We start from the raw sequence: 13,695 nt of genomic DNA, 5'->3' as shown, positions 1-13,695 counted from the left end.
CAAATCTAATGACTGATAAGCCTCAAGTACCCGCGCAAGCATCCCCAAGCGAAAGTCTGGAGGCCGCAGCCGTTGCGGCGTATCTGGAGGCTAACCCGGACTTCTTCGTCGAACACGAAGAACTGCTGCCGGCCCTGCGTATTCCCCACCAGCGCGGCGATACCGTGTCGCTGGTGGAGCGGCAGATGAAGATCCTGCGCGAGCGCAATATCGAAATGCGCCATCGGCTCTCGCAGCTGATGGATGTGGCCCGCGACAACGACCGCCTGTTCGACAAGACTCGCCGCCTGGTCCTGACCCTGATGGACGCCGCCAGCCTGGAAGAAGCGGTGATCGCCGTCGAAGACAGCCTGCGCCAGGACTTCCAGGTGCCCTTTGTCAGCCTGATCCTGTTCAGCGACAACCCGATGCCGGTGGGTCGCTGGGTCAGCGGCAGCGATGCCCAGACCGCGATTGGCGGCCTGCTGTCCGAAGGCAAGACCATCAGCGGCACCTTGCGCGAGCATGAGCTGGACTTCCTGTTTGGCGCCGAGCAGCGCCAGCAGATCGGCTCCACCGCCGTGGTTGCCCTCAGTCATCAAGGTTTGCATGGCGTGCTGGCCATCGCCAGCCGTGATCCGCAGCATTACAAAAGCTCGGTGGGCACGCTGTTCCTGAGCTACATCGCCGAAGTGCTGGGCCGCGTCCTGCCACGCTTCACCAGCGCATTGCGCGCGGTGCGCTAGCCATGGAACGACAACTGGACGCCTACTGCGCTCACCTGCGCAGCGAGCGCCAGGTGTCGCCGCATACCCTGGAAGCCTACCGGCGGGACTTGAACAAGGTCCTGGCGTTCTGCGAGAAACAACACATCGGCAGCTGGAAGGCCCTGGACATCCAGGGTCTGCGCAGCCTGATCGCCCGCCTGCACCAGCAAGGCCAATCCTCCCGCAGCCTGGCGCGCCTGCTGTCGGCGGTACGCGGCCTCTATCACTACCTGAACCGCGAAGGCCTGTGCGACCACGACCCGGCCAACGGCCTGGCGCCGCCCAAGGGCGAACGCCGCCTGCCCAAGACCCTCGACACGGATCGCGCCCTGCAATTGCTCGATGGCGCCGTGGAGGACGACTTCCTGGCCCATCGCGACCAGGCAATCCTCGAACTCTTCTACTCCTCGGGCCTGCGCCTGTCGGAGCTGACCGGGCTTAACCTCGATCAACTGGACCTGGCGGATGGCCTGGTGCAAGTGCTCGGCAAAGGCAGCAAGACCCGCGTATTACCGGTGGGCAAGAAGGCCCGCGAAGCCTTGCTACTGTGGCTGCCCCTGCGCGCCCTGGCCAACCCGGCGGACGACGCGGTGTTTATCAGCCAGCAAGGCCGGCGCCTCGGGCCCCGGGCCATACAAGTGCGGGTCAAGGCCGCCGGCGAGCGCGAGCTGGGGCAGAACCTGCACCCGCACATGCTCCGGCACTCCTTTGCCAGCCACTTGCTGGAGTCCTCCCAGGACCTGCGTGCGGTGCAGGAACTGCTGGGCCACTCCGACATCAAGACCACCCAGATCTACACCCACCTGGACTTCCAGCACCTGGCAACGGTGTACGACAGCGCCCATCCACGGGCCAAACGCATTAAGGGCAGTGACTCATGAGCATCAAGCTGATCACCTTCGACCTGGACGATACGCTCTGGGATAACGTGCCGGTCATCATCAGCGCCGAGGCATCGATGCGCGAGTGGCTGGCGACCCACGCCACCAAGGTGGGCGACTTGCCCCTGGAGAAGTTTGCCAGCCTGCGCCAGCAGGTGCTGGAGCGTCATCCCGAGCTGAAATATCGCATCAGCGTGTTGCGTCACAAGGTGCTGCAATACGCCTTCGAGGAAGCCGGGTACCCGCTGCCGGAAGCGGCGCAGATGGCGGATGTGTGCTTTGAAGCGTTCATCCATGCCCGGCATCAACTCACGGTATTCCCCGAAGCGGAACCGATGCTGCAAGCACTGCGCCGCGACTATCTGCTGGGGGTGATTACCAACGGTAATGCCGATGTGCAACGTGTGGGGTTGGCGGACTACTTCCACTTTGCACTCCGGGCTGAAGACATGGGTATTGCCAAGCCGGATGCGCGGTTGTTTCAGGAAGCCTTGCAGCGCGGTGGCGTAGCGCCGGGCGCGGCAGTGCATGTGGGTGACCATCCAGGGGATGACATTGACGGTGCGCAGCAGGCGGGGCTGCGGGCGGTGTGGTTCAACCCGGCAGGCAAGGCCTGGGAGGCCGAGAAATTGCCGGATGCCGAGATTCGCAGCCTGACCGAGCTACCCGACGTGCTAGCCCGCTGGAATGCATAACCTGATGATGAAGGGCTTTTGTGGCGAGGGAGCTTGCTCCCGCTGGGCTGCGAAGCGGCCCCTGAACCAGCCACGACGGCCTTTCTGAAAGACCGCGTCGACCCAACCAGGGGCCGCTTCGCGCCCCAACGGGAGCAAGCTCCCTCGCCACACACGCTCTTCATCCTTGGATGGGTGTTGGCCCTGACCATTTTGTAGCGCCCATGAAAAAGCCCGCAGCGACGGCGGGCTTTTTCAGCAAGCAAACAGCAGGCCTTAGATAGGCCGGCTGCCGTACTTGTTATCCGGCTTCTTCGGTGGATCTGCCACCACGTTAGCCTCGACTTCCTGCACTTTGCCGCCTTTGGCGAGGAATTCTTCCATCGCCCGGGCCAGCGCATCGCGCTCTTTGTTCTTGGCTTCTACGCTCGGCAACTCGTCAACCGACACTGCAGCCTTGGCCTTGCCCTTGGCTGCCGGGACCGGTGCATCGTCGCCACCGTCGTCGTCAGCCACGTCTTCGGCAGCCGCCTCAAGACCTTCTTCGGTTTCGTCGTCGTCGCCTACTTCGAGGTCGTCGTTTTCCAGATCATCGTCGCTCATGTTCTACCTCATGACTTGCGAAAAGCAGATTAGTTATAGCCCAGCTTCGCCGCCTGTCGACGGCCGCCGGAAAAAAATCAACATCCACCGGTTAACCAGTGGCTTATGCCCCATCACCGTGCAAGGTGGCGAGGACTTTACGAGCACCGCCATGATCACGGTGCTCGCCCAGATAAACACCTTGCCAGGTCCCCATCGCCAAGCGGCCGGCCCTTACCGGCAAACTCAGCTGACAGCCCAGCAGACTGGCCTTGAAGTGCGCCGGCAGATCATCCGGACCCTCGTCGTTGTGTTCATATCCCGCCGTGCCTTGCGGCACCAGCGCATTGAAAAAACGCTCGAAGTCACGGCGAACCGCCGGGTCGGCATTCTCGTTGACCGTCAACGAGGCCGAGGTGTGCTGCAGCCACAAATGCAACAGTCCCACCCGACAGGCCTTCAATTCAGGCAGGCCGGCGAGCAACTCGTCCGTCACCAGATGAAAGCCCCGGGGCTTGGCCCGCAGGGTTATCAGGGTCTGTTGCCACATACAGTTCTCCGCCTATCGGCGCGCATTCTAGCGCGCTCAGGGAAAAAACAAAGTGCCGAATACGCCTACATGCCTGTAAGACATTCGCACACTGAAAAGTGCAGTGCGGATCCCATCACAAAGTCGCAAAAAAACCCATACACCTTTAGCCACAGACAAACCCAAGGCAAAAAAATGCCCGGCAAGCCGGGCATCTTTTTTTCGCGTACTTACAAGTTGTAGCCGCGCTCGTTGTGTTGCGCCAGATCGAGGCCAACCGCCTCTTCTTCTTCGGTCACCCGCAGGCCCATCACCACGTCCAGCACCTTGAGGATGATGTACGTCACGATAGCGGTGTAGATGACGGTGAAGCCGACGCCTTTGGCCTGAACCCAGACCTGTGCGGCAATGTCGGTAGTAGCGGCGTTGAAGCCACCCATCGACGGTGCGGCGAACACGCCGGTCAGGATCGCGCCGAGGATACCGCCGATACCGTGCACGCCGAAGGCGTCCAGGGAGTCGTCGTAGCCCAGTTTGCGTTTCAGGGTAGTGGCGCAGAAGAAGCACACCACACCGGCAGCCAGGCCGATCACCAGGGCGCCCATCGGGCCCACGGTGCCAGCGGCTGGGGTGATTGCCACCAGGCCCGCAACCACACCCGAGGCGATGCCCAGTGCGCTTGGCTTACCGTGGGTGACCCACTCGGCGAACATCCAGCCCAGGGCCGCAGCAGCGGTAGCGATCTGGGTCACCAGCATCGCCATGCCGGCAGTGCCGTTGGCCGCAGCAGCGGAGCCCGCGTTGAAGCCGAACCAGCCGACCCACAGCATCGCCGCGCCCACCAGGGTGTAACCGAGGTTGTGCGGGGCCATTGGGGTGGTTGGGAAGCCTTTACGCTTGCCGAGTACCAGGCACGCTACCAGGCCGGCCACACCGGCGTTGATGTGCACCACGGTGCCGCCTGCGAAGTCCAGCACGCCCCAGTCGCCCAGCAACGAACCCGGACCGCCCCACACCATGTGGGCAATCGGTGCGTAGACCAGGGTGAACCAGACGCCCATGAAGATCAGCATCGCGGAGAACTTCATCCGCTCGGCGAATGCACCGACGATCAGCGCCGGGGTGATGATCGCGAAGGTCATCTGGAAGGTCACGAACACGGCCTCAGGGAACAACGCCGCCGGGCCGGTGATGCTGGCCGGGGTCACACCCGAGAGGAACAGTTTGGACAAGCCTCCCACAAACGAGTTGAGGTTGACGACGCCTGCTTCCATACCGGTGGTGTCGAACGCCATGCTGTAGCCGTACACGAACCACAGGATGGTGATCAGGCCGGTGATGGCAAAGCACTGCATCATCACGGAAAGAATGTTTTTGGAGCGAACCATGCCGCCGTAGAACAGCGCGAGGCCTGGAATGGTCATGAACAGCACCAGCGCGGTGGACGTGAGCATCCACGCGGTGTCGCCGGAATTGAGGACTGGAGCAGGTACTGGGTCCGCCGCCATGGCCAGGGCCGGCATTACGAGGGACAACAGGGCTCCTAGCCCTGCGAATTTACGCAGAGTCATATTGTTTTCTCCTGGGGCGTTGGGGTTTGGCGGCTTAGATTGCGTCGGTATCGGTTTCGCCGGTACGGATGCGAATAGCCTGTTCCAGATTGACCACGAAGATCTTGCCGTCACCGATCTTGCCGGTGTTGGCGGCCTTGGTTATCGCCTCGATAACCCGGTCAAGATCCTTGTCGTCAATGGCGACATCAATCTTCACCTTTGGCAGGAAATCGACCACGTATTCCGCGCCGCGATACAGCTCGGTGTGACCCTTCTGCCGACCGAAGCCTTTGACCTCAGTAACGGTAATGCCCTGCACGCCGATCTCGGACAGTGACTCGCGTACATCGTCCAACTTGAACGGCTTGATGATGGCAGTGACTAGCTTCATGAAAACTCTCTCCCGAATTGGTGGACTTGCCCCAGGAAAACAAACCCGTCTCAAGTCTAAGCGCAGTGCCTGGCTTTGTAACGCTTCGTCGCCCTGGCATTTGCCATTGCGACGCTCGCTAACCACTGGTGACGAAACATGTACCGCTGGTCCGTCGGCGCACTGCATCGTCACAGCGACTGCATCAGTGCATGGGTCATGATCGTCTAAGCAGAAAGCTTGCCAGCTCCGTAAAAATCACTGAAATCAGTCCTTTGTTCGCCTGTGCCCACCTACCGGGCGCCACGACAGCGAAGATACGCACGAAAACGGTGCGCGACCGCCCGTCCTCATGCGCGAAAAGCGTGCGCCGCAGGGGCTGGAAAAGACTATAGACGCTGCGTGATACACTGCCGGCCAACAGATTTTCCGGACTATTTCCCATGCTCGCGCCCAAAGACCTCCTCGACGCCCTGAGCGGCCACGCCTCCCGCCTGTTCAGCAGCGACACGCCGCTGCCACGCAATGAAATTGAAAGCCAGTTCAAGGCGCTGCTGCAAAGCGGTTTCAGCAAGCTGGACCTGGTAAGCCGGGAAGAGTTTGATAGCCAGATGGTGGTGCTGGCGCGCACTCGGGCGCGGTTGGAAAGCCTTGAGGCCAAGGTGGCGGAGCTGGAAGCGCGATTGACGCCTGCCGCCGAATAAGCCGGCCCAACCGGGGCAGGTTTCACCTGTCCCCGTTAAACCGTTGCAACCCTCAGCTCACCCGCTGATACCCGCCGACAACCCCCTTCTTCGACAATACCCACTGCCACAGCTGGATATCCCGCGCGCGAAACGCCCCTGCACACGACAGCAGGTAATAGCGCCACATCCGGTAGAAGCGCTGGCCAAAGGTGTCTGCGAAATCCGGCCACGCCAGTTCGAAGTTTTCGCACCAGGCCATCAGCGTCTTGTCGTAGTCGGCGCCAAAGTTGTGCAAATCCTCGGCAACAAATAACCCGTCCATGGCGTCGCCGATCTGCCCGATCGAGGGCAAATCACCGTTGGGAAAGATGTATTTGTCGATCCACGGATCCGGCGTGCTGTTGCGTTGGTTCTTGCCGATAGTGTGTAGCAGGAACAACCCATCGTCTTTCAGGCAGCGGTTGGCGACCTCCATATACGCCCGATGGTTCTTGCGCCCCACATGCTCGAACATGCCGACACTGGCGATATGGTCGAACTGCTCGTCGATATCCCGATAGTCCTGCAGACGAAACTCGATCGGCAGATGTGAATACTTGGCCCGCCCCCACTCCGCCTGCTCCTTGGAGATGGTCACGCCGACACACTCGACCCCGTAGTGCTCGGCCGCATGGCTCATGAAACTGCCCCAGCCACAGCCGATATCCAGCACGCGCATGCCCGGCTTGAGCCCCAGTTTTTTACAGATCAGGTCCAGCTTGGCGAACTGCGCCTGCTCCAGGGTGGTGGCATCTTTCCAGTAGCCACAGGTGTAGGTCATGCGCGAGTCGAGCATGCGCGCGTAGAAGTCATTGCCGAGGTCGTAATGTGCTTCGCCGACTTGCCAGGCGCGTTTCTTGTTTTGCAGGTTCAGCCAGCGGGAGCTGAACGCGTGAAACAACAAGGTGGCCGGGTTGGCCTGGTCGATCACGCCGGAGCGCATGAGGCGGAAAAAAAACTCATCCAGCGCCTCGGCGTCCCAGCCGCCATCCATGTAGTCTTCGCCAAGGCCCAGATTGCCCTTGGCCAGGGCGAGATCAAATGTGGCACTGTGGTGCAGTTGCATATCGGCAGCCGATGGCCCGTTGACCTCGATCTGCGCCTGCGCCAGCAACTCCTTAACGAAGCGCGCTCCCTGAGACATCTCATCAGAACCGGAAAAAGAATGACGCGTTTTGTTAAGCACAGTTGCTCTCCAGAAATAGCGTTGCCTTTGATTCATACACTGCGAGAAATCTGGCCATGGAAGCGTCTGGCAAGGCCCTTAAGGCGTCATGGAAGCGCTGGCTGGGAACAGATGTAACAAATCTTATCCAGCCATTTTTTAAAGATATAATGAATTAATATTATGAAAACCATGCAAAATTGGAATGCAAGATGGACATCCGGGCGCTCCGTTATTTCGTAGAAGTCGTCGACCAGCAGAGCTTTACCAAAGCCGCTGTGAAGCTGCACCTGACCCAGCCAACAGTCAGCAAGATGGTGCAGCAATTGGAGTCGAGCCTTGGCCTGAAGCTGCTCGACCGCATGGGAAAACGCTTCACCCTGACGGACGCCGGGGAAATTGTGCTCAAGCGCGCCAAGGAAATGATCGCGCTGCACGATGAAATGACGGTAGAGCTGCAAGACTTGCAGCATGTCGGGCGCGGCGCCCTGCGCATGGGGCTTTCGCCCTCTACCCACCTCGCACTGGCGCCGATCTTTGCGGAGTATCACGCCCGTTACCCGAAGATCGAACTGAAACTGTTTGAAAGCGGCGGCAATATCACCATCCAGGATCTGCGCCAGGGCACGCTGGAGTTCGGCACCATCCTGGACTCGCCGCGCGTGGCGGACATCTGGTCCGAATTCGAATCCATGCCCTTGTTCGAATCGCCACTGTGCCTGCTCGCGCCCCATGACTCGCCCTGGCAAGGCCGCAGCTCGGTGGAGCTGAGCGAACTGCAAGCCTGCGAATTCATCTTTTACGATGACACCTTCACCCTGAACCAATTCGTACTTGATGCCTGTGCACAAGCCGGTTTTGAGCCGCGGATCAGTGGCCGCAGCAGCCAATGGGACTTTATTGCCTCCCTGGTACGACTGGGCGTGGGCATCACCCTGCTGCCCCGGGCATTCTGCGAAACCCTTGATGCGAGCCAGTTCAGCATCGCGGAAATACAGTCGCCGGCCCTGAACTGGCGACTGATGCTGGCGTGGCGGCGCCAGTGCAAATTGTCGTTTGCGGCGCAGGCGTGGTTGACGTTGGCGAAGGAGTTTCTGTGTGTGCCGCCGTCGGACCGCTAGCGCGATACGTTCTGTAAAACCTCGCCGCCGCGCGTCGCCATCACTCAACTACCCTTGAAAAACCGCAGGAAGCGGCCACTCATTTCAAGGAACCAGCATGTCCCTCGCCATCGTCCATAGTCGCGCCCAGATAGGCGTCGAAGCGCCCGCCGTCACCGTCGAGGTGCACATGGCCAACGGCTTGCCGTCGCTGACGCTGGTGGGCCTGCCGGAAACCGCCGTCAAGGAAAGCAAAGACCGCGTGCGCAGCGCCATTCTCAATTCTGCGCTGCAATACCCGTCCCGCCGCATCACCCTCAATCTCGCACCCGCCGACCTCCCCAAGGACGGCGGGCGTTTTGATTTGGCGATTGCCCTGGGGATTCTCGCCGCCAGCGTGCAGGTACCGGCGCTGACCCTCGACAACGTGGAATGCCTGGGCGAGCTGGCGCTGTCCGGTGAGGTGCGGCCGGTGAAAGGTGTGTTGCCGGCAGCCCTGGCGGCGCGCAAGGTCGGGCGCACCTTGATCGTGCCACGGGCCAATGCCGAGGAAGCCTGCCTGGCTTCGGGGTTGAAGGTGATTGCGGTGGATCATCTGCTGCAAGTGGTGGCGCACCTGAACGGTCACGTGCCGATCGAGCCCTTCGTCTCCAGCGGCCTGATGTACTTGAACAAACCCTACCCGGACCTGAGTGAAGTGCAGGGCCAACTGGCAGCCAAGCGTGCGCTGTTGATCGCTGCGGCGGGCGCCCACAACCTGTTGCTCAGCGGGCCACCGGGCACCGGTAAGACGTTGCTCGCCAGCCGTCTGCCGGGGTTGTTGCCGCCCTTGAGTGAACAGGAAGCGCTGGAGGTGGCGGCGATTCAATCGGTGGTCAGCCTGGCGCCGCTGAGCCATTGGCCACACCGGCCATTTCGCCAGCCGCATCATTCGGCATCCGGCCCGGCGCTGGTGGGCGGCGGCTCGAAACCGCAGCCGGGGGAAATCACCCTGGCCCATCACGGTGTGTTGTTTCTCGACGAGTTGCCGGAGTTTGATCGCAAAGTCCTGGAGGTGCTGCGTGAGCCGCTGGAGTCCGGGCATATCGTGATTTCCCGCGCTCGCGACCGGGTGCGTTTCCCGGCGCGCTTTCAGTTGGTGGCGGCGATGAACCCCTGCCCTTGCGGCTATGTGGGCGAGCCCAGTGGGCGCTGTCGCTGCACGCCGGAGCAGATTCAGCGCTATCGCAACAAACTCTCGGGGCCGCTGCTGGACCGGATCGACCTGCACGTGACCGTCGCCCGGGAAAGCACCGCGCTGAACCCGGGCATACAGTCCGGTGATGACACCGCCAGCGCCTCCGTCCTCGTCGCCGATGCCCGGGACCGCCAACAACGGCGCCAGGGCTGCGCCAATGCGTTTCTCGACCTGCCGGGGCTACGCCAGCACTGCAAACTGAAAAAGGCTGATGAAGGCTGGCTGGAAAGCGCCTGCGAACGGCTGACGCTGTCGTTGCGGGCGGCCCATCGCCTGCTCAAGGTCGCCCGCACCCTGGCCGACCTGGAACAAGTGGAAGCCATCGCACGCCATCATCTGGCGGAGGCCTTGCAGTACCGCCCTGCTAGCGCGTCCTAGGCAACGCCAGAAGCAGCCCCGCCACTTCCATCACCTCATCCATCACCGCTTCAGCTGACTCAACGGAGGGTTTGAGCAACAAGTCATCGGCATAGCCCATCGCTACGGCAAAGAGTTGTCGCGCAGCGCGCTTGGGCGACTCACAGCGGAACACTTTGGCCGCCACACCTTGCTCGATGATCTCGGCGAGCATGGCTTGCCATTGGGCGTTGATCACCAGGTAGGCCTGGGCCAATGGCTCGTCATGCATGGCTTCGTCCCAGGCATCCAGCCATAGCGCCCAACCGGCGTCTGCCGTGGAGGGCAGGCAGTCACGCAGGAAACCTTCGAGGGCTTCCAATGGTGGCAGATCCACCAGCGGCGCCCTCACCTCGTCCAGTTGCTCGTTGGCGAACCGCACGAACGCTTCGCGGCGCAGCTCTTTCCAGTCGCTGAAGTAGTGATAGACGTGGCTGCGGGACAGCCCGGCATGCTCCGCCAGGTCGCGGGTGGAAACATCGGCAAACCCTTTGCTGCGAAACAGCTCCAGGGCGGCGGCGATGATCTGGTCTTTACGGTCGATACGCGACATGAGGCTTTTCCTTCAGGCACCGGCAGATCGACGGCGCTTGCTTTTTGAGCGGTCGCTCAAGGATACTTGAGCAGTCGCTCAATAATAGCGTTTATCTCACTCTCGGTGCACCCCATGTCATCCGTAACACCCCAGATCCTGATCGAAGAAAGCAAAAAGATCGGGCAACAATCCGCCAGCCAAACCCTCAAGGCGATCGCCAAGGCCTATCCCGGCAAGTTGTTCTGCACCTTGTCGCTGGTGGCCCTGGAGAACGCATTGCTGCTGGCCTACCCACTGTTTGCGGGGTTCGCGGTGGACTCGATCATCCGCGGCGATGCCGGCAGCGCGCTGTTCTACGCCGCCGTGGTGCTGGCGTTCTGGGTGGTCGGGGCGGCGCGACGGGCGCTGGATACACGCACCTTCACCCGCATCTACGCGGACCTTGCGGTGCCGGTGATTCTCAACCAGCGCCTGCAAAACCACAGCACTTCCCGGGCGGCAGCGCGGGTGGTGCTGGCGCGGGACTTTGTCGACTTCTTCGAAAAACACGTGCCGATCATCGCGACGGCGCTGGTTTCCATCGTCGGTGCGGCAGTGATGCTGTTGGTGATCGAGCCGTGGATCGGCCTGGCGTGCCTGACCGCGCTGGTGCTGTGCACTACCTTGTTGCCACGTTTCGCCCGGCGCAATCAGGAACTGCATGAGCGCTTGAATGACCGCCTGGAAAAGGAAATCGGCCTGGTGGAAAAGGTCGGCGCACAGACCTTGCAGCGCCACTACCAGGTGCTGTCACGCCTGCGCATCTGGCTGTCGGACCGCGAGGCCGCAGCGTTCCTGTTTATCGGCACGCTGGCGGCGCTGTTGTTTGTGGTCGCCATCAGCCAGTTGGCGCTGTCGCCGGCGGTCAAGGCCGGCCATGTGTATGCGGTGATGACTTACCTGTGGACCTTTGTCAGCAGCCTGGATGAAGCGCCAGGGATGGTTGATCAACTGGCGCGACTCAAGGACATTGGCAAGCGTGTGGACCCGGGGCTGGGCGACCGATCCGACGTTTGAGGCGTCGAATCGGCCGTCATCGCGGGCAAGCCCGGCTCCCACAGTGGACCGCGTACTCCAGAACAACACGGTCAACTGTGGGAGCGGGCTTGCCCGCGATGAGGCCCGAACAGTCAATCAACGAAACCGGTCAACCTCATGCCGCAAGCCCGCCGCCAGGGTCTCCAGTTCCTTGGCGGTGATCGCAAGGTTGGACACCACTTCACGCTGCTCGCTGTTGGCCAGGGCGATGCTCTGCAAGTTGCTGCTCAGCAGGGTCGCCGTGCTGCTCTGCTCCTGGGTCGCCGTGGTAATGGCCGCAAACTGCTGGCCCGCCGAGCGGCTTTGCTCGTCGATCCGCGCCAGCGCAGAGGCGACGTCAGCGTTGCGAGCCAGGCCTTCCTGCATCAGCACGTTGCCTTGCTCCATGGTGCTGATGGCGTTGCCGGTTTCCTGCTGGATACTCTGGATCATCCCGGAAATCTCATCCGTGGCCTGACGAGTGCGCGATGCGAGGTTGCGCACTTCATCGGCCACCACCGCAAACCCACGCCCCTGCTCACCGGCCCGCGCCGCTTCGATGGCTGCGTTGAGCGCCAGCAGGTTGGTCTGTTCGGCAATCGCGGTAATCACGCCGACAATCCCGCCGATTTCCTGGGAGCGCTGGCCCAGGGTGTTGATCACCGTGGCCGTGCTGTTCAGCGCAGTGGCGATGTGTTCCAGGGACGACGACGCTTCTTGCATCGAGGTGCGGCCGATCCTGGTTTGCTGGGCATTGTCCTGGGCCAGGCGTTCGGTGTTGCCCATGTTGTCGGCAATATTCAGCGAGGTGGCGCTGAACTCTTCCACCGCGCCGGCCATGCTGGTGATCTCGCCGGACTGTTGCTCCATGCCTTCGTACGCACCGCCGGACAACCCCGACAGTGCCTGGGCGCGGCTGTTCACGTCTTCAGCCGCCTTGCGGATATGCGACACCATGGTCGACAGCGCTTCGCCCATCTGGTTGAAACTGCGGGCTAGTTGGCCGATTTCGTCATGGCTGGAAACGTTCAGCCGTGCGCTCAAATCACCGGCGCCCAGGGCTTCGGCCTGACGCACCAGGTCGCCCAATGGCTGCAACTTGCTGCGCAGCAACCAGACCGCCGCGCCCACCGCCAGCAGCATCGCGAGCAAGCTGCCGATCGCCAGGCGAATCCCCACCGACCAGGTCACCGCGCGAATTTCGGCTTTCGGCATGCTCGCCACCACCGACCACGGGCCGCCTTCAAACGGCACGGCAACGCTGTAGAAGTCTTCGTTTTTGTCGCTCCAGAAACGGCCTTTTCCAGGTTTGGCGGCCAGGTCGAGCATCACCGGAATCGACTGATCCAGCGCCTGCACGCCAGCGGGCGGTACCAGCCAGTGCTTCTGCTCGTCCAGCAGCGCCAGGGAACCGGTCTGGCCGATGCGGAAGCGCTTGAGGTTGTCGAACTGGGCGTTCTGCGCATCGGTGTAGTCGAAGCCGACAAACAGCACCGCAATCACTTTGCCGCTGGCATCACGCACCGGGCTGTACTGGGTCATGTAGGAGCGATCGAACAACACCGCACGGCCAACGTAGCCCTGCCCGCCCAGCAAGCGTTGGTAGGCCGGATGCTGGTGATCCAGCGCCGTACCGATGGCGCGGCTGCCATCCTGCTTGGTCAGGGAGGTGCTGACGCGGATAAAGTCCTCGCCGCTGCGTACGAACAAGGTCGCCACGCCGCCGGACATCTGCTTGAACTCATCGACTTCAGCGAAGTTGTTGTTGAGCACTTCCTCGCCCAGGTACAGGCCCGGCGTCTGCACGCCCGCCACCGTCACCGGTTGCTCAGGGCGCGTACTCAAGCCGGCGCTGAAGCGCTTTTCAAACAGCCCGCTCAAACGCTGGGTACTTTCGCGCAAGGTGCTGTGGAAGGTATTGAGTTGGTCGGCCAGCAAGCGGGCCTCGCTGGCCAGGTGCTCCTCGCGGGTGTCGAGGTTGGCGGAGTCCAGCGAACGCAACGCGAATACCGTGCTGCCGCTGATGACGACAGCCAGTATCACGGCGAGGGCAAGCCCCAGTTGAGAGGCAATCCGGGCGCGAGGTTGAGACATGAAGGCTCCTGGCCGAGGCCAGGATCATCCTGATCTCATAGCGCTGCTCGGC

14 protein-coding genes are annotated in these 13,695 nt (G+C 61.8%); 7 read left to right on the top strand and 7 right to left on the bottom strand.

Going from position 1 to position 13,695, the window contains the following annotated elements:
• Positions 1-8 precede the first annotated feature (8 nt).
• From AC3WKX_RS00530 to AC3WKX_RS00520, 3 genes are read left to right on the top strand one after another with little or no spacing between them, the layout of a single operon-like run.
• Entirely contained in the window at positions 9-725 is a 717-nt protein-coding gene (locus AC3WKX_RS00530; RefSeq protein ID WP_003208796.1) for a DUF484 family protein, read from the top strand.
• A 2-nt stretch (positions 726-727) separates the two neighbouring features.
• A complete protein-coding gene (gene xerC, locus AC3WKX_RS00525) occupies positions 728-1,627 on the top strand; it encodes a tyrosine recombinase XerC (protein ID WP_008439350.1) in 900 nt (299 codons plus the stop codon).
• Positions 1,624-2,322 (top strand): HAD family hydrolase, encoded by a 699-nt coding sequence (locus AC3WKX_RS00520; RefSeq protein WP_102604066.1) that lies wholly within the window; start codon positions 1,624-1,626, stop codon positions 2,320-2,322. The genes xerC and AC3WKX_RS00520 overlap by 4 nt, the downstream gene beginning before the upstream one ends.
• A gap of 255 nt (positions 2,323-2,577) precedes the next feature.
• On the opposite strand, the gene sutA is transcribed toward AC3WKX_RS00520, so the two are convergent.
• The 4 genes from sutA to glnK form a co-directional block, all read right to left on the bottom strand.
• Positions 2,578-2,904 carry a dormancy-specific transcriptional regulator SutA gene (sutA, locus tag AC3WKX_RS00515; protein WP_003208791.1) on the bottom strand — a complete coding sequence of 109 codons (327 nt, stop codon included), beginning with the start codon at positions 2,902-2,904 and terminating at the stop codon, positions 2,578-2,580.
• Positions 2,905-3,007: 103 nt separating this feature from the next.
• Positions 3,008-3,433 carry a secondary thiamine-phosphate synthase enzyme YjbQ gene (locus AC3WKX_RS00510; RefSeq protein WP_003208787.1) on the bottom strand — a complete coding sequence of 142 codons (426 nt, stop codon included), beginning with the start codon at positions 3,431-3,433 and terminating at the stop codon, positions 3,008-3,010.
• A gap of 209 nt (positions 3,434-3,642) precedes the next feature.
• Complete coding sequence (locus AC3WKX_RS00505; protein ID WP_008439352.1) at positions 3,643-4,983, bottom strand: ammonium transporter; 1,341 nt, start codon at positions 4,981-4,983, stop codon at positions 3,643-3,645.
• Positions 4,984-5,017: 34 nt separating this feature from the next.
• Positions 5,018-5,356 carry a P-II family nitrogen regulator gene (gene glnK, locus AC3WKX_RS00500; RefSeq protein WP_002555808.1) on the bottom strand — a complete coding sequence of 113 codons (339 nt, stop codon included), beginning with the start codon at positions 5,354-5,356 and terminating at the stop codon, positions 5,018-5,020.
• 422 nt (positions 5,357-5,778) lie between these two features.
• On the opposite strand from glnK, the gene AC3WKX_RS00495 reads away from it, so the two are divergent.
• Entirely contained in the window at positions 5,779-6,039 is a 261-nt protein-coding gene (locus AC3WKX_RS00495; RefSeq protein WP_003208783.1) for an accessory factor UbiK family protein, read from the top strand.
• A gap of 52 nt (positions 6,040-6,091) precedes the next feature.
• Here AC3WKX_RS00495 and cfa read toward each other — a convergent pair whose 3' ends face one another.
• The gene (cfa, locus tag AC3WKX_RS00490) at positions 6,092-7,174 is read right to left on the bottom strand and encodes a cyclopropane fatty acyl phospholipid synthase (protein ID WP_003208781.1); all 1,083 of its coding nucleotides are present in this window, start codon (positions 7,172-7,174) and stop codon (positions 6,092-6,094) included.
• Positions 7,175-7,437: 263 nt separating this feature from the next.
• Here cfa and AC3WKX_RS00485 point away from each other — a divergent pair, with 263 nt between their 5' ends.
• Together AC3WKX_RS00485 and AC3WKX_RS00480 are read left to right on the top strand one after the other, a co-directional pair.
• Entirely contained in the window at positions 7,438-8,346 is a 909-nt protein-coding gene (locus AC3WKX_RS00485; protein WP_003208779.1) for a LysR family transcriptional regulator, read from the top strand.
• Positions 8,347-8,443: 97 nt separating this feature from the next.
• Positions 8,444-9,940, top strand: coding sequence for a YifB family Mg chelatase-like AAA ATPase (locus AC3WKX_RS00480; protein WP_087693705.1), 1,497 nt, complete (start codon positions 8,444-8,446; stop codon positions 9,938-9,940).
• On the opposite strand, the gene AC3WKX_RS00475 is transcribed toward AC3WKX_RS00480, so the two are convergent.
• Entirely contained in the window at positions 9,927-10,511 is a 585-nt protein-coding gene (locus AC3WKX_RS00475) for a TetR/AcrR family transcriptional regulator (protein ID WP_003208775.1), read from the bottom strand. The genes AC3WKX_RS00480 and AC3WKX_RS00475 overlap by 14 nt on opposite strands.
• A 114-nt stretch (positions 10,512-10,625) precedes the next feature.
• On the opposite strand from AC3WKX_RS00475, the gene AC3WKX_RS00470 reads away from it, so the two are divergent.
• Positions 10,626-11,549: an ABC transporter six-transmembrane domain-containing protein gene (locus tag AC3WKX_RS00470; RefSeq protein ID WP_008439408.1), complete on the top strand. Its 924-nt coding sequence runs from the start codon at positions 10,626-10,628 to the stop codon at positions 11,547-11,549.
• A 117-nt stretch (positions 11,550-11,666) separates the two neighbouring features.
• Here the strand turns inward: AC3WKX_RS00470 and AC3WKX_RS00465 are convergent, their stop codons facing one another.
• Positions 11,667-13,643, bottom strand: coding sequence for a methyl-accepting chemotaxis protein (locus AC3WKX_RS00465; protein WP_008439409.1), 1,977 nt, complete (start codon positions 13,641-13,643; stop codon positions 11,667-11,669).
• Positions 13,644-13,695 lie beyond the last annotated feature (52 nt).

This window comes from Pseudomonas sp. GP01-A4 (genome assembly GCF_058780865.1).
This window is presented reverse-complemented; position numbering and strand designations above follow the sequence as displayed.

Bases quoted from the DNA above. Each gene is read 5' to 3' on its own strand.
- AC3WKX_RS00475 (WP_003208775.1), bottom strand. From the start codon at position 10,511: ATGTCGCGTATCGACCGTAAAGACCAGATCATCGCCGCCGCCCTGGAG.
- sutA (WP_003208791.1), bottom strand. From the start codon at position 2,904: ATGAGCGACGATGATCTGGAAAACGACGACCTCGAAGTAGGCGACGAC.
- AC3WKX_RS00485 (WP_003208779.1), top strand. From the start codon at position 7,438: ATGGACATCCGGGCGCTCCGTTATTTCGTAGAAGTCGTCGACCAGCAG.
- AC3WKX_RS00495 (WP_003208783.1), top strand. From the start codon at position 5,779: ATGCTCGCGCCCAAAGACCTCCTCGACGCCCTGAGCGGCCACGCCTCC.
- AC3WKX_RS00465 (WP_008439409.1), bottom strand. From the start codon at position 13,643: ATGTCTCAACCTCGCGCCCGGATTGCCTCTCAACTGGGGCTTGCCCTC.
- xerC (WP_008439350.1), top strand. From the start codon at position 728: ATGGAACGACAACTGGACGCCTACTGCGCTCACCTGCGCAGCGAGCGC.
- AC3WKX_RS00510 (WP_003208787.1), bottom strand. From the start codon at position 3,433: ATGTGGCAACAGACCCTGATAACCCTGCGGGCCAAGCCCCGGGGCTTT.
- AC3WKX_RS00520 (WP_102604066.1), top strand. From the start codon at position 1,624: ATGAGCATCAAGCTGATCACCTTCGACCTGGACGATACGCTCTGGGAT.
- AC3WKX_RS00470 (WP_008439408.1), top strand. From the start codon at position 10,626: ATGTCATCCGTAACACCCCAGATCCTGATCGAAGAAAGCAAAAAGATC.
- AC3WKX_RS00480 (WP_087693705.1), top strand. From the start codon at position 8,444: ATGTCCCTCGCCATCGTCCATAGTCGCGCCCAGATAGGCGTCGAAGCG.
- glnK (WP_002555808.1), bottom strand. From the start codon at position 5,356: ATGAAGCTAGTCACTGCCATCATCAAGCCGTTCAAGTTGGACGATGTA.
- AC3WKX_RS00530 (WP_003208796.1), top strand. From the start codon at position 9: ATGACTGATAAGCCTCAAGTACCCGCGCAAGCATCCCCAAGCGAAAGT.
- AC3WKX_RS00505 (WP_008439352.1), bottom strand. From the start codon at position 4,983: ATGACTCTGCGTAAATTCGCAGGGCTAGGAGCCCTGTTGTCCCTCGTA.